Source organism: Sphingomonas sp. UV9 (assembly GCF_004101245.1).
In the GTDB taxonomy this organism is placed as follows: Bacteria; Pseudomonadota; Alphaproteobacteria; order Sphingomonadales; family Sphingomonadaceae; genus Sphingomonas.
The window spans coordinates 1,321,727-1,339,447 of record NZ_SCIN01000001.1 but is presented as its reverse complement, the minus strand read 5'-3'; the positions used below and the strand labels follow the sequence as shown (position 1 = coordinate 1,339,447).

The following is a 17,721-nucleotide window of genomic DNA, read 5'->3' as shown; positions in this document are numbered from 1 at the left end:
GGCGCGTTTAACGGCGCAAACTTTCCCTCGCTTGCTCAGAGCGGGTCGCGGCGCCACATATCGACGATGCAAACGACACCCGACACGCTCGCCCTTATCGGCAATACTCCCCTGGTCCGGCTGAAGGGGCCCAGCGACGCCACTGGCTGCGATATCTTCGGCAAGTGCGAATACACCAACCCCGGTGCGTCGGTGAAGGATCGCGCGGCGCTGTTCATCGTCGAGGATGCCGAGCAGCGCGGGTTGCTCCAGCCCGGCGGTACGATCGTCGAAGGGACCGCTGGCAACACCGGGATCGGGCTCGCCCTGGTCGCCAACGCGAAGGGCTACAAGACGATCATCGTCATGCCCGAGACGCAGAGTCGCGAGAAGATGGACACGTTGCGCGCGCTAGGTGCCGAATTGGTACTGGTCCCCGCCGCGGCCTTCTCGTCGCCCTGCCATTTCGTCCACACGTCGCGGCGGATCGCCGAGGAGACGCCGGGGGCGATCTGGGCGAACCAGTTCGACAATATCGCCAACCGGCGCGCGCACATCGTCGGTACGGCCGAAGAGATCTGGGCGCAGATGGACGGGCAGGTCGACGGGTTCACCTGCGCGGCAGGGACCGGCGGGACGATCGCCGGCGTCGGCCTCGGCCTGAAGGCCAAGGACGAGACCGTCTGCATCGCGCTCACCGATCCGCACGGCGCGGCGCTGTACAATTACTATGCCCATGGCGAGCTGAAGTCCGAGGGATCGTCGGTCGCCGAAGGGATCGGGCAGGGGCGGATCACCGCCAATCTGGAGGGCGCGCCGATCGACACGCAGTTCCGGATTTCGGACCAGGAGGGGTATGCCTGGGTCCGCAGCCTGCTCGATGAAGAAGGGCTGTGCCTCGGATTGTCGTCGGGGATCAACGTCGCGGGCGCGGTGGCGCTGGCAAGGCATCTGGGACCGGGCAAGCGGATCGCCACCATCCTGTGCGACACCGGATTTCGCTATCTTTCGACGCTGTACGATCCGGCGTGGCGCGAGGCGAAGGGCCTCGCTTGAGCGTCCAGCCACCCGATAAACCGCCCCGGCATCGACAGCCGGGCGGTGGTCGGGTATCGGGGCACGGCAAGATGAAGGTACCACACGAACCCTCGCAGACCATGCAGCGCATCAAGGTCGGGATGATCGGGCTGGCTGCGGTCGTGCTGCTGATCGGTCTGGCGAGCGCGATCATCGGTTCGACGAATCGCGAGCGACCGGTCGCGACCGCGGGTACCGCGCAGGCCGACGTGGTGGCGAACATGGCCGTTACGAACAGCACTGCGGCGGCGGGCGCGGGCGAGCCGCTCGCCGAACTGGGCGTCGCGCCGAGTGCCAACGCACAGGCGCCTGCAGAATAAGGTACCGACGTTGCCAATACTGGGGCGTCTCCGGTTCTAGCTGCCGCGCTGTACCCTACGTCCCCGGCAAACTCCGAGCCCGACCGCTCCCGAATCCGTATCGAGGTTTGCGGACCGCCCGGATTCGCCGATCGCGATTTTCACGCGCGTCCCCGAATTTCCCCAGCCGGGACGGCCCCCGGCCGCGTTTCACGTCGACACTGCGGGCGTTCTGGGGGTAAATTCCCCCGGAGTGAGCGTCGAAACCCGCGTGAAATCCGTTCAATCCCCAAAAATCCCGTTGCGTCCCCGTGTCGCTATGATAGACAGAAGTTAATAGGGGCACGTTCACCGTTAGCTTGAGAGCGCGGTCGGGACGCGACGATGGTCGCTTTCCGAGATGGTGAAGCGTGTGCGCCATTTCGAAGGGTTTTGGCGTGTCGGTACGTGGTCGCTATCAAGGAGACGGTATCGGCCTTGTCGACGACAAGGGCCGGGTAGCCATCCCTTCGGCGCTCCGTACGACGCTTTCCGCAAACGCGCCCAAGGCGAACGGCAAGGACGGCGGCACTATCATCATCGGCGCACACCAGAAGAACCGCTGCCTCGTCGCCTATGATCCGGGTTACGTCGACATCCTCGCCGAGCGCCTCGATCGCCGCGAGATCGAGAACACCTCCGAGAACGGCGAATATGATTACAACATCAAGCGCGCCGCCGCGTCGGGCGAAGCGGTGCCGTTCGATGGCTCCGGGCGCTTCATCATGCCCGCGTTCCCGCGCTTCTATGCGGGCATCAAGGGGCACGCGTTCTTCTATGGCGTGCTCGATTATATCGAGATCTGGGACCCCGCGACGCTGATCGCCACCGACGGCATGCCCCCCGTCGTCAAGGAGATGGCGCGCTTCTACATGGCCGAGAAGGGCGTGGCGCTATGAGTTCGCCCGACGCGCCGCATATCCCCGTCCTGCTCGACGAAGTCCTGGCCGCGCTTTCCCCTGAGCCCGGCGAGACGATGGTCGACGGTACGTTCGGCGCGGGCGGCTATACGCTGGCGCTGTTGAAGTCGGGTGCTCGGATCGTGGCATTCGACCGCGATCCGGATGCGATCGCCGCCGGGCGCTCGATGGAGGAGGCCGAGGAAGGGCTGACGCTGATCGCAGCCGACTTCTCCGCCATGGCGTCCGAACTCGAAGCACGCGGGCTCGCGCCGGTCGACGGCGTGACGCTGGATATCGGCGTGTCGTCGATGCAGCTCGACCAGGCCGAGCGCGGATTCTCGTTCCAGTCGGACGGGCCGCTCGACATGCGGATGGCGCAGGCCGGCATGTCGGCGGCGGACTTCGTCAACGAGGCGGACGAGAACGAGATCGCCGACGTGCTGTATCAATATGGCGACGAGCCCAAGTCGCGCCGCGTCGCACGCGCGATCGTCGCGGCGCGCCCGCTGACGCGGACCGGCGAGCTGGCGCACATCGTCCGCCGCGCGCTGGGCTACAAGGCACACGACAAGAAGGACCCCGCGACGCGCGCGTTCCAGGCGATCCGCATCCATGTGAACCGCGAGCTGGGCGAACTGGCCGACGGATTGCTGGCGGCCGAGCGTGTGCTGAAGCCGGGCGGGCGGCTCGCGATCGTGACGTTCCACAGCCTGGAGGACCGGATGGTGAAGCGCTTCCTTCGTACCCGTTCCGGCGGGGCGCCTTCAGGTTCCCGTCATCTTCCGCAGGTGAAAGCCCCGGTAGACCCTAGTTTTTCTCATGTCGGCCGCGGTGTTCGCGCCGGCGAGGCCGAGATCGCACGCAACCCGCGCGCGCGCTCGGCGACATTACGGACGGCGCGGCGGACCTCCGCGCAACCCTGGACGGAAGAGGTGACGACATGACGGCGGCGTATCGGATGAAGGGTGTGGGCTGGTTCGGGGGCTGCGTGGCCGTCGTGCTCGGTTTCTACCTCGTGTCGCTGCAGGTCGCCGCCGAGCGCAAGAAGCTGGAGGCGGTCAACGGCCAGATCCGCACCGCCGAGCGCGACATCCGCGCGCTGGAAACCGAGTTCGACACGCGCGGCAATCTGGCGCAGCTCGAGCGGTGGAACGGCGATACGCTGGCGCTGTCGGCGCCGACCGCCGGCCAGTTCGTCATGAGCGAGGCCGCGCTTGCGTCGCTCGACGTCAACAGCCTCGGCACCGGCGGGGTCCAGACCGCTGCGTTGCTGGTGCCGTCGGGGGCAGGGGCCGCCGTCTCCGTGCCGACCGTCCCGGTGACCGCCGCGCTTGCCGTCGTGAAGCTCGCGCCGGTGCAGATGGCGCAGGCGACCGCACCGCGCGCGATGAACGTCGCGATCCAGGCCGCGTCGACGACCGCGCTCAAGCCGGTCGTGATCCGCGCGTCGGTGTCGGCGCCGCGGTCCGCCGAGGCTGCGTTGGTTCGCGCCGCCAAGACCGAGCGTCTGGCAGCCGTTGCCAAGGTTCGCCCGCAGGCGGTGGCGATGCTCGACCGGAAGCTCCTGTCCGATACGACGCTGGGTGACATCATGAGCGGCGCCCGTTCCGAGAGCCGTAAGCGGCGGTGACCGCCTTGGTCGCCCGGCCTGTCTCGCAGCAGCGTAGCGCCAACCAGCGTCATGCGCTGGTGGCGACGGCGCACACGCGCCTGATGATGCTGATGTTCCTGTTCGGCGCGGCGGTGCTGGTGGTGGTCGGGCGGCTCGGGATGCTGGCGGTGCAGGGATCGCTGGCCGATCCGCAGGCGCGCTCGGTGGCGATCGCGGCGCGCGGCGATATCGTCGATCGCAACGGGTCGCCGCTCGCGCGGACGATCGATGCGTGGACGATCGCGGTGCACCCGAAGAAGCTGATCGGCGATCCGAGCGAGATCGCCAGCAAGCTTGCCGCGCTGATGCCGGAAGCGGGCGACCAGGCGCATTATTATGCGCTGCTGACGTCGCGCAAGAACTTCATCTATCTCCAGCGACGCGCGTCGCCGGCGCTGGTCGAGCAGGTCAACGCGATCGGCGAGCCGGCGATCGTGTTCGACCGCGATACGCAGCGGCTGTACCCGCAATCGACGATGGCGGCGCATGCGCTGGGCTTCCTGTCGACCGCGGGCCACGGCATGAGCGGGATGGAACGCGTGCTCGACGAGCGGCTGACCAACCCCGCGCTCAACGGCACGCCGGTCGCCTTGTCGCTCGACAACCGCGTCCAGGCGGCGATGGAGAGCGAACTCGGTCGTGCGATGACGACGTTTTCCGCGCGCGGCGGTGGCGGGATCGTGCTGGACGTGGCGACTGGCGAGGTGATCGCGATGGTGTCGCTACCGACCTTCAATCCCAACCGCGTCGGCATGGCCGGCACCGAGGAACTGCGCAACATCACGACGCAGAGCGTGTTCGAGCTGGGGTCGACGTTCAAGCCGATCACGATGGCGACGGCGATGGATACCGGCGTGGTCACCTCGTTCGCGCGGCGGTTCGATGCGACCCATCCGTTGCAGGTCGGACGCTTCACGATCCATGACGAGCGCGGCGATCCGAAGCGCTGGCTCAACATGGCGGAGACGCTGATCTATTCGTCGAACATCGCCACCGCGCGCATTGCCGACGAGGTCGGGCCGGCCAAGATGCAGACGATGTTCAAGAAGCTTGGCTTCGATACCAAGCCGGATATCGAACTGCGCGAGAAGGGCCGCCCGTTGTGGCCGAAATACTGGGCGCGGACGACGACGATGACGACCGCCTACGGGCACGGCATCGCGGTGACGCCGCTGCATCTCGCGAGCGCCTATGCCGCGCTGGTCAATGGCGGGATCTGGCGGCCGGCGACGTTGCTGAAGGTGGCGCCGGGTCATGCACCGGTCGGGCGCCGCGTGATCAGCGAGCAGACCAGCGCGCGGATGCGGCAGATGCTGCGGCTGATCGTGCAGCGCGGCACGGGTCGCAAGGGCGATGCGCCGGGCTACCGCGTCGGCGGCAAGACCGGGACGGCCGAGGCGGCGGTGTCGGGCGGGTACGACCATTCGCGCAACGTGGCGACGTTTGCCGCCGCGTTCCCGATGGATGCGCCGCGCTATGTCGTGCTGGCGATGCTCGATTCGCCGCTCGGCACGAAGGAAACCTTCGGGTGGAAGACCGCGGCGTGGAATACGGCGCCGGTGGTGGGCCGGACGATCTCGCGCGTCGGGGCGATCCTGGGCGTGGTGCCCGATGCGCACCGCGACATCGACGTGTCTGACATCACGCCGACATTGTGGCAGGACCCGACCCGTACGCAGCCAACCGGGCAATGAGGACTACCAGATGAAACTCGCAGCGCTGACCGACGGGACGGAAGAGGCGCAGGTGACGGGATTTGCGATCGATCACCGCAAGGTCGCGCCGGGCACGGTGTTCGGCGCGTTCGAAGGCGCGCGGGTGAACGGCGAGGATTTCATCGAGGACGCGATCCGTTCGGGCGCGATCGCCGTCGTCGCGCGGCCGGGTCTGAAGGTCGAGGGCGCTGCGTATATCGCCGACTGGAATCCCCGTGAGCGGTTCGCGCAGCTGGCGGCGAAGTTCTTCGCGCCGTTTCCCGAGACGTCGGTGGCGATCACCGGGACCAACGGGAAGACGTCGTGCGTCGAGATGACCCGGCAGCTCTGGCGGATGGCGGGGTTCCATGCGGCCTCGATCGGGACTTTGGGCGTCACGACGGCCGACGAGCGCGTGACGACCGGGCTGACGACGCCGGACGTGGTGACGTTCCTGTCGAACGTGGCGGGGCTGGCGCGCGAGGGCGTGACGCATCTGGCGTTCGAGGCGTCGAGCCATGGGCTGACGCAATATCGCACCGAGGGGCTCAAGGTGGCTGCCGCGGCGTTCACGAATCTCAGCCGCGATCATCTCGATTATCACGGTGACATGGCGGCGTATTTCACTGCCAAGATCCGGCTGTTTTCCGAGGTCCTCTCGACCGACGGCACCGCGGTGGTGTGGGCGGACGATCCGCAGTCGGCGCGGGTGATCGATCTGGCGCGCGAGCGTGGCAACCGGCTGGTGACGGTCGGCACGCAGGGCGAGACGTTGCGGCTGGTCGGGCGCGATCCGACCTTGCTCGGGCAGGGGCTGACGATCGAGGCCGAGGGGCGGACGTACACGGTGAACCTGCCGCTGATCGGCGCGTATCAGGCGGCGAACGCGCTCGTATCGGCAGGCTTGGTGATCGCGACCGGCGGCGACGTGGGTGCGACGCTCGCCAATCTGTCGCGGTTGCAGCCGGTGCGCGGGCGGTTGGAGCGTGCGGTGATCGCGAAGTCGGGGGCGCCGGTGTACGTGGATTACGCGCATACGCCCGACGCGCTGGAAGCGGCGATCGCGGCGTTGAAGCCGCATGCGGGCGGCAAGCTGATCGTGGTGTTCGGCGCGGGCGGCGACCGCGATACCGGCAAGCGCGAGACGATGGGGCAGGTCGCGGTCCAGCACGCCGACCGGGTCATCGTGACCGACGACAATCCGCGGACCGAGGATGCGCGGTCGATCCGTCAGGACGTGCTGAAGGGTGCGCGGGGCGCCGAGGAGATTGGCGATCGGCGCGCGGCGATCGGCGCGGCCGTGCGTGAGGCTGGGCCCGAGGATATCGTGCTGATCGCGGGTAAGGGGCACGAGCAGGGGCAGGTCGTCGGCGACATGGTGCTGCCGTTCGATGACGTGACTGTCGCGCGGGAGTGCGCGGCGTGAAAACCGGACTGCACTCTTGCTCGTTCCCCTCCCGCTTGCGGGAGGGGCTAGGGGAGGGCGCGACGTACGTACTGGCGTCCGGTTCCTTTGGCACGCCCCTCCCCCGACCCCTCCCGCAAGCGGGAGGGGAGTAGTGAGCTTGTGGACCTCCGCCGAGATCGCGGTCGCCACTAGCGGCACCGCGTCTGGTGATTTTTCCGTCAGCGGCGTGGCGTTCGATTCGCGGGAGGTTGGTCCTGGCGACCTTTTCGTCGCGATGAAGGGCGAGGCCAGCGACGGGCATTTGTTCCTCGACCAGGCCTTTGCGCAGGGCGCAGCCGGCGCGATCGTCTCCGAGCCTTGCGACCACCCGCATGTCCTCGTCGCGGACAGTTTTGCCGCACTCAACGCGCTCGGTGCCGCCAGCCGCGCGCGCTCGTCCGCCAAAATCATCGGCGTCACCGGGTCGGTCGGGAAGACCAGCGCGAAGGAGGCTCTGTTCGCGTGTCTCGATCGTGCGGCGCCGGGCGAGGCGCATCGGTCGGTCAAGAGCTACAACAATCATACCGGCGTTCCGCTCAGCCTCGCGCGGATGCCGCGGGATGCGAAGTTCGGCGTGTTCGAGATGGGGATGAACCACGCCGGCGAACTCGCCGCGCTGACCCAACTCGTGCGGCCGCATATCGCGATGATCACCGCGATCGCGCCGGCGCATACCGCGTTCTTCCGCGACGAGAGCGCGATTGCCGATGCCAAGGGCGAGATATTTGCCGGACTTGAGCCGGGCGGGACGGCGATCGTGCCCTATGACAGCCCGCACCGTGATCGGTTGCTGGCACACGCGGCGCCGCATGCCGCGCACATCGTCACGTTCGGCAGCGAGAAGGGCGCCGACGTCCGCGCGATCGAGGCGATGCGGCTGCCGACCGGCGGGACGTTCGTCACCGCGCGGATGGGGGCGGAGGCCGATCACGAACTGAGCTTCACGATCGCGCAGCCCGGTGCCCACTGGGTATCGAACGCGCTCGGCGTACTGGCGTGCGTGCAGGCGGCGGGCGGTGATCTCGGGCTGGCCGGACTGGCGCTGGCCGAACTCGGCGGGCTGCAAGGACGCGGGGCGCGGTCGATGGTGAGCGTTGGCGACGGCGAAGCGCTGGTGATCGACGAGAGCTATAACGCCAACCCGTCGTCGATGCGCGCGACGCTCAGCGTGCTCGAACACGAGCCCGGCCGGCACATCGCGGTACTTGGGGAGATGCGCGAACTGGGTGAGGGTTCGGCCGACTATCATGCCGGACTCGCCGAGCCGATCCTCGCCGCCCGCGTCGAAATGGCGCTGCTGGTCGGTGAAGCGATGGCACCACTTGCGCAGGTGCTTGAGGGACAAGTCGAAACCGTTCATGTGGGCGACGCTGCGGCCGCGCTCGCGTCGTTACGGACGATCCTGGCGCCCGGCGATGTCGTGCTCGTCAAGGGATCGAACGGGGTGGGCCTGGCGCGCGTGGTGGCTGGGCTCAAGAGCGGGAAAAACTGAATGCTGTACTGGCTCGCCGAGCATCTGGGGTTTCCCGGCCTGCTGAACCTCATCCGCTACCAGACGGTGCGGACCGGCGGCGCCGTTGCGACCGCGCTGATCATCGGCCTGATCATCGGGCCGAAGTTCATCGGCTGGTTGCGCGTGCGGCAGGGCAAGGGGCAACCGATCCGCGCCGACGGACCGCAGACGCATCTCGCCAAGCGCGGCACGCCGACGATGGGCGGGCTGATGATCCTGACCTCGATGTGCGTCGCGATCTTCCTGTGGATGGACCTCAGCAATCCGTATGTCTGGGCGTGCCTGTTCGTGACGCTCGGCTTCGGCACGATCGGGTTTCTCGACGATTACGACAAGGTGCGAAAGGCGAGCACCGCGGGGATCAGCGGACGGACACGGTTGTTGCTGGAGTTCGCGATCGCCGGCGTCGCCGCGACGATCATCATGTCGCAGAACGGGCCGCATCTGTATCTGCCGTTCACGTCGCGCATGTACCTCGATCTCGGCTGGTTCTTCCCGGTGTTCGCGGCGTTCACGATCGTGTCGTTCGGCAATGCGGTGAACCTGACGGACGGGCTCGATGGGCTGGCGACGATGCCGGTGATCATCGCCAGCGTCGCGTTCATGCTGATCGTATACCTGGTCGGCAACGTGAAGTTCGCGGATTATCTGGGCATCCCGCACGTTCCCCGCGCGGGTGAGTTGGCGATCTTCTGCGGCGCGATCGTCGGGGCGGGGCTCGCCTTCCTGTGGTTCAATGCGCCGCCGGCGGCGGTGTTCATGGGCGATACCGGGTCGCTGGCGCTTGGTGGCGCATTGGGGACGATCGCGGTCGTCGCGCATCACGAGATCGTGCTGGGGATCATCGGCGGGCTGTTCGTGATCGAGGCGCTGTCGGTGATCATCCAGGTGTTCTTCTACAAGCGCACCGGCAAGCGCGTGTTCCGGATGGCGCCGATCCATCATCATTTCGAGCAGCTCGGCTGGGCCGAGGCGACCGTCGTGATCCGGTTCTGGATCATCGCGCTGGTGCTGGCGCTGATCGGCCTGTCGACGTTGAAGCTGCGGTGATCGTTGCGAACGCCTGGCGCGGGAAACGCTTTGCGGTGCTGGGGCTCGCGCGGTCGGGGAGCGCGACGGTGCGGGCGTTGGTGGCTGGTGGGGCGAGCGTTGTTGCGTGGGATTCCGACGAGGCGAAGCGCGAGGCCTTGGCTGATCGCGTTCAAGAGCAGTCGATTGATCTGGATGACGTCAACCTTCGGTTTGATCCTTTAGAAAGCTTAGTCGGTGCCGACGCACTGGTCGTGTCGCCGGGGGTGCCGTTGAATACGCATCCGCTCGCCGCTGCGGCGCGCGAGGCTGGCGTACCTGTCATCGGTGACATCGAGCTTTTCGCCCAGGCCCGCGCCGACCTGCCGCCGCACAAGGTTGTCGGGATCACCGGCACCAACGGCAAGTCGACGACTACCGCACTCGTCCACCATATCCTGAGGACCGCCGGCGTTCCCACGCTGATGGGCGGCAATATCGGTCTGCCTATCCTCGAGCAGGAAGCGCTGCCCGAGGGCGGCGTCTATGTGCTCGAACTGTCGAGCTACCAGATCGACCTGACCCAGACGCTCGATTGCGACGTCGCGGTGCTGCTCAACATCACGCCCGATCATCTCGACCGGTATGACGGCTTCGAGGGCTATGCGGCGTCCAAGGCGCGGCTGTTCGCGATGCAGTCGGCCGAGCATGATGCGATCATCGGCATCGGCGATGCGCCGTCCGCATCGATCGAGCGCGGATTGTCCGCGAAGGGCGAACACCTCACCAAGATCGCGCCGGGCGTGTGCATGTTCCAGGGCGACTGGCCTGCGCTCCAGGGGCCGCACAACGCGCAGAACGCGCTTGCCGCGATCGCCGTCGCCAAGGCGCTCGGCGTCAGCGAGACGGATATCGATCGGGGGCTCGCGAGCTTTACCGGCCTGCCGCACCGGATGCAGCAGATCGCGTCCTATGGCGGCGTCGCCTATGTCGACGACAGCAAGGCAACCAATCCCGAGAGCACCGCGCCTGCGCTCGCCGCGTTCGACCGGGTCCACTGGATCGTCGGCGGGCGCGCGAAGGGTGACGATCTCGACGCGTGCAAGCCCGCGTTCGGGCATGTCGTCCGCGCCTACACGATCGGCGAGGCGGGGCCGAAATTCGCCGAGATCCTGAAAGACGCGATGCCGGTCGAGAACGTCGGCACGCTTGCAGAGGCCGTCGCGCGCGCGGCGCTTGACGCCAAGCCCGGAGAGACGGTGCTCTTGTCGCCGGCCTGTGCTAGCTTCGACCAGTTCAGCGACTATGAGGCCCGCGGCGCTGCGTTTCGGGCCGCGGTCGAGTTGCTGGCATGACCGATATGCGCGCCGGGGCCCTGGATATGTCCGAACCCAAGACCGGTATGGTCGCCAAGATGAAGCGGCGCGGCGGACGCGGCGACCAGTCGCCGCTGGGCACGTGGTTCTGGGATATCGACCGGATGCTGCTGTTGCTGACTCTGTTCCTGATCGCGATCGGGCTGATCGCGGTGGCGGCGGCGTCGCCGGCCAGCGCGGTTCGCTATTCGGGGGAGCATCGCAAGATCGCCCCGCTCTATTATTTCTGGCGGCAGCTGATGTGGGTCGGCGTGTCGCTGCCGGTGCTGTTCGGCGTGTCGATGATGCCGGTGACGATGGCGCGCCGGATGGCGATCGGCGGTTGCGCCGTGCTGGTGGTGATGCTGATGCTCACCCCGTTCATCGGCGTCGAGGTGAACGGTGCGCGGCGCTGGCTTGGCTATGGGTTCGCGCAGTTCCAGCCTTCCGAGTTCCTGAAGCCGCTGTTCATCGTGACGGTCGCGTGGCTGTTGTCGCTGCGCGCGAAGGATGGGGAATTGCCGACCGTGCTGATCACCGGCGCGATGACCGCGGGCGTCGCGGTGCTGCTGATGCTGCAACCCGATTTCGGCCAGACGATCATCTTCTGCTCGGTATGGCTGGCGTTGCTGATGATCGCGGGGACGCCCGCCAAGGTGATGATCGGGCTCGTCGCGATGGCGCCCGCCGGGCTGGTCGCGGCCTATGTCTTCTACGGCGTCGCACGGTCGCGGATCGATGCGTTCCTGTTTCCGGGCGTCGAGGGCGAGGGCGCGTCGGACCATTTCCAGACGAACGCGGCGCACAACACGCTGACCGCGGGCGGCTGGACCGGGACCGGGCCGGGCGCGGGCGCGGCGAAGTTCGGGCTGCCCGAGGCGCATACCGATTACATCTTTTCGGTGATCGGCGAGGAATTCGGGCTGATCGCCTGCGGGGTGATCGCGGTGATCTTCCTGGCGATCGTCGTCCGGGTGTTCGTCAAGCTGCTGGACGAGCAGGACGAATTCAAATTGCTCGCTGCGGCGGGGCTTGCGACGCAGTTCGGTGCGCAGGCTTTGGTGAGCATGGCGGTGAACACCGGTCTCGCGCCGTCGAAGGGCATGACCTTGCCGTTCATCAGCTATGGTGGATCGTCGATGATCGCGCTGTCGATCGGGATGGGGTTGCTGCTGGCGTTCACCCGGCGCAATCCGTTTCTCACGCGGAGCCCCTACGTCGTCCGCTGGAGTGGTAAATGAACGTTAATCAGCCTCGGCATTTCGTCCTGGCAGCCGGTGGCACCGGCGGACACATGGTCCCGGCCGCCGCGCTGGCGACCGAACTGACCAAGCGCGGCCACCGCGTCGCGCTGGTCAGCGACGCGCGCGGCGTGCGGTTTCCGGGGCTGTTCGAAGAGATCCAGACGCATGTCCTGCCCGCCGGGCGGTTCAGCGGCGGGCCGGTCGGCTGGGCGAAGGCGACGCGCGAGATGTGGCGTGGGCGGGCGATGGCGCGCGAGTTGTACCGGACGTTCAAGCCGGCGGCGGTGATTGGATTTGGCGGGTACCCCGCGTTGCCGGCGCTGCTGGCGGCGTTTGCGGACAAGATCCCGACCGCGGTGCATGAGCAGAACGCGGTGCTGGGGCGGGTGAACCGCTTCGTCGCGGGGCGGGTGGATGCGATCGCGACTTCGTCCGAGCCGACCGAACGGTTGGCGCCCAAGCTGCTGGGGAAGACGCATCTGGTCGGCAACCCGGTGCGCGAGGCGGTGCTGGCGTTGCGGGCGCGGCCGTATCCGCTGCTGGAGGAGGACGGGATTTTCCGCGTGCTCGTCACCGGCGGCAGCCAAGGGGCGAGCATCCTGTCGCAGGTCGTGCCCGATGGCCTGGCTATGCTGCCGGTGACGTTCCGGCGGCGGTTGCAGGTCACGCATCAGGCGCGGATCGAGGATATCGATGCGGTGCGCGCGAAATATGCCGAGCATCATATCCCGGCCGAGCTGGCGACGTATCTTCCCGACATGCCCGAACAGCTCGCCTGGGCGCATCTGGTGATCGCACGCGCGGGGGCGTCGACGATCTCGGAACTGACCGCGGCGGGTCGACCGGCGATCCTGGTGCCGTTGCCGAGCGCGACGGACGATCACCAGACGGTGAACGCGCGCGAGATCACGAAGGCGGGCGGCGCACGGACGATCGCGCAAGGAGATTTTACCGCGGTGGAACTGGCCAAGCAGATGCAGAAATTGGGGCTCGATCCGGCGGCGTTGCTGAACGCGGCGGGGCGGGCACGCAGTTGCGGGCGGCCCAATGCGGCGAGCGATCTGGCCGATCTGGTCGAGAGCCTCGACGCGCCGGTGTCGCGCATTCCGGTCGGCGCCCCCTCCAAGCCAAAGGCGCAGTTCGCATGAAGGGTGTCGCAACCGACATCGGTACGATCCATTTCGTCGGCATCGGCGGGATCGGCATGTCGGGCATCGCCGAGGTGATGAAGAATCTCGGCTACCGCGTGCAGGGCTCGGACGTGGCCGAGGGCTATGTCGTTCAGGGATTGCGCGACAAGGGCATTCCGGTCGCGATCGGCCATGCCGCGTCGAATATCGGCGATGCCGCGGTGGTGGTCGTGTCGACCGCGATCGTGCGCTCGAACCCCGAGGTCGAGGCGGCATTGAACGCCCGCGTGCCGGTGGTGCGGCGGGCGGAGATGCTGGCCGAACTGATGCGGCTGAAGTCGACCGTCGCGATCGCCGGCACGCACGGCAAGACGACGACGACCTCGATGGTGGCAGCCTTGCTGGATGCCGGCGGGGTCGATCCGACGGTCATCAATGGCGGGATCATCAACTCCTACGGGTCGAACGCGCGACTGGGCGCGAGCGACTGGATGGTGGTCGAGGCGGACGAGAGCGACGGCAGCTTCCTGCGGCTCGACGGGACGATCGCGGTCGTCACCAACATCGATCCCGAGCATCTCGATCATTACGGTTCGTTCGACGCGGTGAAGGATGCGTTCGTCGAGTTCGTCGAGAATGTGCCCTTCTATGGCGCCGCGTTGCTGTGCCTCGATCATCCGGAGGTGCAGGGGATCCTGCCGCGGGTGCGCGACCGGCGCGTGGTGACGTACGGCTTCTCGGCACAGGCCGACGTGCGCGGCGTCGAGGTGACGCCGATCCCGGGCGGCAACCGCTTCGATTGCGTGGTGCGCGAGCGTGATGGCGCGACGCGGACGATTCACGGGATCGAGATGCCGATGCCGGGGCGGCATAACGTCCAGAATGCGCTGGCGGCGATCGGCGTGGCGCTCGAGCTCGGGATCGCGGATGCGACGATCCAGCAGGGGTTCGCCAAGTTCGGCGGGGTAAAGCGGCGCTTCACCAAGGTCGGCGAAGTCGCGGCCGGTCACGGCGTCGCGACGATCATCGACGATTACGGGCATCATCCGGTCGAGATCCGGGCCGTGCTGGCGGCGGCGCGCGAGGGTGTCGCGGGGCGGGTGATCGCGGTGGTGCAACCGCATCGCTTCTCGCGGCTCGGCAATTTGATGGAGGATTTCCAGACCGCGTTCAACGACGCCGACCGGGTGTTGGTAACGCCTGTCTATGCGGCGGGCGAGGCGCCGGTGGAGGGTGTCGACGCGAGCGCCCTGGTCGAGGGGTTGAAGCGGCGTGGGCACCGGTTTGCGGGCGTGGTCGCGGATGCGGAGGCGTTGGCGGTCGAGTTGGCGGCGACGATCGAGGCGGACGACATGGTCGTGTGCCTTGGCGCTGGCGACATCACCAAATGGGCTGCCGGCCTGGCCGAGGCGATCGCTGCCGAGCGCGCGAAGGTGATGGCGTGAGCGCTCCCCAAGCTTGTTTCCCCGCGAAGGCGGGGACCCAGACTGGGCTCCCGCCTTCGCGGGAGACCATCAGGGGTAAGGTCGAGGCTGGTGGTTCGCTGGCCGACTTCATCTGGTTCCGGACCGGGGGGCCGGCGGAACTGCTCGTGCGGCCTGCCGATGTCGACGATTTGGCTGACCTGCTGAAGACCCTCGACCCGGCAACGCCCGTCCTGCCGGTCGGCGTTGGCTCCAACCTGATCGTGCGCGATGGCGGCGTGCCGGGAGTGGTCGTGCGGCTTCCCAAGGCGATGGCGAAGGTTTCGGTCGAGGACGGTCGCGTTCGTGCGGGCGCCGGCGCGATGGGGATTACCGTTGCCAGCGCCGCGCGAGACGCGGGGATCGCCGGGCTCGAATTCCTGCGCGGCATTCCCGGGACCGTCGGCGGCGCGGTGCGGATGAACGCCGGGGCCTATGGGCGGGACGTCGGCGATATTCTGGTCGAGGCGACCGTCGTGACGCGCGAGGGTGCGGTCGAAGTCTGGCCTGCCGAGCGGTTCGGGTATGTCTATCGCCATTCGGATCTGCCCGCGGGCGCGGTGGTGGTCGAGGCGGTGTTCTCCGGCACGCCGGGCGAGCCTGCGGTGATCGGGGCGGAGATGGACCGGATCGCAGCCGAGCGCGAGGCGTCGCAGCCTTTGCGATCGCGCACTGGGGGCTCGACGTTCAAGAATCCCGAGGGGCACAAGGCCTGGGCGCTGATCGATGCGGCCGGGTGTCGGGGACTGACTCGCGGCGATGCGCAGGTCAGCGAGAAGCATTGCAATTTCCTGCTGAACCTCGGGTCCGCGTCAAGCGCGGAGATCGAGGCGCTGGGTGAAGAGGTACGGACCAAGGTGAAGGCGCATTCTGGGGTGACGTTGGAATGGGAAATCCAGCGGGTTGGTGAATACCTCCCCTCCCGCTTGCGCGAGGGCGGTCTGGATACCGGCATCTCGCATCAGCCCCTCCCCCGACCCATCCCGCAGGCGGGAGGGGAGCAGTGAGCGCGCCTCTTCACATCGCGGTGCTGATGGGCGGCTGGTCGGCGGAGCGTGAGGTTTCGCTGATGTCGGGCAATGGCTGTGCGGACGCGCTGGAGTCGCTTGGGCACCGGGTTACGCGGATCGACATGGGGCGCGATGTTGCCGCCAAGCTGGCCGAGGCGAAGCCGGATCTGGTGTTCAACGCGTTGCATGGGACGCCGGGGGAGGACGGGTCGGTGCAGGGGCTGCTCGACCTGATGGGCCTGCGCTACACGCACTCCGGACTCGCGACCTCGGTCATCGCGATCGACAAGGTGCTGACCAAGCTGCTGCTGGTGCCCGCAGGGATCCCGATGCCGGGCGGGCGGATCGTCAAGTCGGCGGACTTGTTCGAGAGCGACCCGATGGCGCGGCCTTATGTGCTGAAGCCGGTCAACGAGGGCTCTTCGGTCGGCGTGGCGATCGTCACGGACTCCGGCAATTACGGCAACCCGATCGCGCGTGACAGCGTCGGCCCTTGGGCTGAGTTCGAGGAACTGCTCGCCGAGCCGTATATCCGCGGGCGCGAACTGACCACCGCCGTGCTCGGTGGGAAGGCGCTCGGGGTCACCGAGCTCAAGCCCAAGAGCGGCTGGTACGATTACGACGCGAAATACACCGATGGGATGACCGTCCATATCTGCCCGGCTGAAATCCCCGACGAGATCACCGATGCCTGCAAGAGCCTCGCGCTCGAAGCGCACCGGTTGCTCGGCTGCAAGGGCGCGTCGCGGTCCGATTTCCGGTGGGACGACGAGCGTGGTGTCGACGGGCTGTTCCTGCTCGAAGTGAACACGCAGCCGGGGATGACGCCGCTGAGCCTCGTCCCCGAACAGGCGCGTCATATCGGCATGAGCTATGCCGAACTGGTCCAGGCGATCGTCGACGAGGCGATTGCGGATCATCCGCTTGCGCAAGCCGGGGCGCCATGAGCCGCACCATCAAGCGTGGACCGCCGCCCAAGCGGCCCGCCCCGCGTCGGAAGGTCGCGGTCAAGAAGGTGTCGGTGATGGACCGGCTGATCGGGATGCTGCCGGTCAGCGAGGAGACGCTGAAGAAGATCGCGACCTGGTCGATCCTCGGCGCGGGCGGTGCGGTGGCGATTGCGGCGGCGACGTATGTCGGTATCCCCGGGATGATCGGCGCCGCGGTAGCCGAGGGTGCTGGGCGCGCGGGATTCAAGGTCGAGCAGATCGAGGTCACCGGCCTCAAGCGGATGGACCGGATGTCGGTCTATGCGGTCGCGCTCGAGGACAAGCAGAACCAGACGTCGATGCTGTCGGTCGATCTGGAGGCGGTGCGGCAGAAACTGCTGCGTTATGGCTGGATCGCGGACGCGCATGTCTCGCGGCGACTGCCCAATACGTTGCTCGTCGATATCGTCGAGCGGACGCCGGCGGCGGTGTGGCAGGACAATGGGCAACTGACGCTGATCGACGCGTCGGGCGTACTGCTCGAGCCGGTCCAGCCCGACGCGATCCCGAATTTGCCGCTGGTGATCGGGCCGGGGGCGGATCGGCAGGAGGCGTCGTACCAGACGCTGTTGAATTCGGCGCCGGCGTTGCGTCCGCGCGTGAAGGCGGCGACCTGGGTCGGCAATCGCCGCTGGGACCTGACGTTCGAAAGCGGCGAGACGCTGGCGCTGCCCGAGGACGGAGCGCCGCGCGCGCTGGTGAAGTTTGCCGAGCTGGATGGGTCGAAGCCGTTGCTGGGCCGCGGCTGGATCCGGTTCGACATGCGCGATCCGACCAAGCTGGTCGCGCGCAAGCCGGGTGCGAGCCTGGCGCACAGCGTCGACGTGCCGGCGCCGGTTTCGAGCGATACCACGACTACCCCGTCCTCAACGACGGGCACGAACGCAACGGGCGCTACTGCAACAGGGGGGGAGGGATGAC

16 protein-coding genes are annotated in these 17,721 nt (G+C 67.5%); all 16 read left to right on the top strand.

Going from position 1 to position 17,721, the window contains the following annotated elements; genetic code table 11:
* Nucleotides 1-66: 66 nt before the first annotated feature.
* The 16 genes from EQZ23_RS05930 (at nt 67) to EQZ23_RS05855 (ending at nt 17,720) form a co-directional block, all read left to right on the top strand.
* Nucleotides 67-1,035: a cysteine synthase A gene (locus EQZ23_RS05930; protein ID WP_128453434.1), complete on the top strand. Its 969-nt coding sequence runs from the start codon at nt 67-69 to the stop codon at nt 1,033-1,035.
* A gap of 71 nt (nt 1,036-1,106) precedes the next feature.
* A complete protein-coding gene (locus tag EQZ23_RS05925) occupies nt 1,107-1,376 on the top strand; it encodes a hypothetical protein (protein ID WP_240663300.1) in 270 nt (89 codons plus the stop codon).
* Between the two features lie 389 nt (nt 1,377-1,765).
* A complete protein-coding gene (locus EQZ23_RS05920) occupies nt 1,766-2,293 on the top strand; it encodes a division/cell wall cluster transcriptional repressor MraZ (protein WP_240663298.1) in 528 nt (175 codons plus the stop codon).
* Nucleotides 2,290-3,240, top strand: coding sequence for a 16S rRNA (cytosine(1402)-N(4))-methyltransferase RsmH (gene rsmH, locus EQZ23_RS05915; RefSeq protein WP_128453433.1), 951 nt, complete (start codon nt 2,290-2,292; stop codon nt 3,238-3,240). The genes EQZ23_RS05920 and rsmH overlap by 4 nt, the downstream gene beginning before the upstream one ends.
* A complete protein-coding gene (locus EQZ23_RS05910; protein ID WP_128453432.1) occupies nt 3,237-3,926 on the top strand; it encodes a hypothetical protein in 690 nt (229 codons plus the stop codon). The genes rsmH and EQZ23_RS05910 overlap by 4 nt, the downstream gene beginning before the upstream one ends.
* Nucleotides 3,923-5,641: a penicillin-binding protein 2 gene (locus tag EQZ23_RS05905; protein WP_128453431.1), complete on the top strand. Its 1,719-nt coding sequence runs from the start codon at nt 3,923-3,925 to the stop codon at nt 5,639-5,641. Before EQZ23_RS05910 ends, EQZ23_RS05905 begins: the two co-directional genes overlap by 4 nt.
* A 10-nt stretch (nt 5,642-5,651) precedes the next feature.
* Nucleotides 5,652-7,067 carry a UDP-N-acetylmuramoyl-L-alanyl-D-glutamate--2,6-diaminopimelate ligase gene (locus EQZ23_RS05900; RefSeq protein ID WP_128453430.1) on the top strand — a complete coding sequence of 472 codons (1,416 nt, stop codon included), beginning with the start codon at nt 5,652-5,654 and terminating at the stop codon, nt 7,065-7,067.
* Between the two features lie 133 nt (nt 7,068-7,200).
* Nucleotides 7,201-8,580 (top strand): UDP-N-acetylmuramoyl-tripeptide--D-alanyl-D-alanine ligase, encoded by a 1,380-nt coding sequence (murF, locus tag EQZ23_RS05895; protein WP_128453429.1) that lies wholly within the window; start codon nt 7,201-7,203, stop codon nt 8,578-8,580.
* On the top strand, nt 8,581-9,651 hold the full coding sequence (mraY, locus tag EQZ23_RS05890) for a phospho-N-acetylmuramoyl-pentapeptide-transferase (RefSeq protein WP_128453428.1): 1,071 nt from the start codon (nt 8,581-8,583) through the stop codon (nt 9,649-9,651).
* Complete coding sequence (gene murD, locus EQZ23_RS05885; protein WP_128453427.1) at nt 9,648-10,964, top strand: UDP-N-acetylmuramoyl-L-alanine--D-glutamate ligase; 1,317 nt, start codon at nt 9,648-9,650, stop codon at nt 10,962-10,964. Before mraY ends, murD begins: the two co-directional genes overlap by 4 nt.
* Nucleotides 10,965-10,969: 5 nt before the next feature.
* The gene (locus EQZ23_RS05880; protein WP_240663358.1) at nt 10,970-12,205 is read left to right on the top strand and encodes a putative peptidoglycan glycosyltransferase FtsW; all 1,236 of its coding nucleotides are present in this window, start codon (nt 10,970-10,972) and stop codon (nt 12,203-12,205) included.
* Nucleotides 12,202-13,356 (top strand): undecaprenyldiphospho-muramoylpentapeptide beta-N-acetylglucosaminyltransferase, encoded by a 1,155-nt coding sequence (murG, locus tag EQZ23_RS05875; RefSeq protein WP_128453426.1) that lies wholly within the window; start codon nt 12,202-12,204, stop codon nt 13,354-13,356. The genes EQZ23_RS05880 and murG overlap by 4 nt, the downstream gene beginning before the upstream one ends.
* Nucleotides 13,353-14,783 (top strand): UDP-N-acetylmuramate--L-alanine ligase, encoded by a 1,431-nt coding sequence (murC, locus tag EQZ23_RS05870; RefSeq protein ID WP_128453425.1) that lies wholly within the window; start codon nt 13,353-13,355, stop codon nt 14,781-14,783. The genes murG and murC overlap by 4 nt, the downstream gene beginning before the upstream one ends.
* A gap of 68 nt (nt 14,784-14,851) precedes the next feature.
* Nucleotides 14,852-15,808, top strand: coding sequence for a UDP-N-acetylmuramate dehydrogenase (gene murB, locus EQZ23_RS05865; protein WP_240663356.1), 957 nt, complete (start codon nt 14,852-14,854; stop codon nt 15,806-15,808).
* The gene (locus EQZ23_RS05860) at nt 15,805-16,758 is read left to right on the top strand and encodes a D-alanine--D-alanine ligase (RefSeq protein WP_128453423.1); all 954 of its coding nucleotides are present in this window, start codon (nt 15,805-15,807) and stop codon (nt 16,756-16,758) included. Before murB ends, EQZ23_RS05860 begins: the two co-directional genes overlap by 4 nt.
* Nucleotides 16,755-17,720, top strand: a complete 966-nt coding sequence (locus EQZ23_RS05855; RefSeq protein WP_128453422.1) for a cell division protein FtsQ/DivIB — start codon at nt 16,755-16,757, stop codon at nt 17,718-17,720. Before EQZ23_RS05860 ends, EQZ23_RS05855 begins: the two co-directional genes overlap by 4 nt.
* The last annotated feature ends 1 nt before the right edge of the window (nt 17,721 follow it).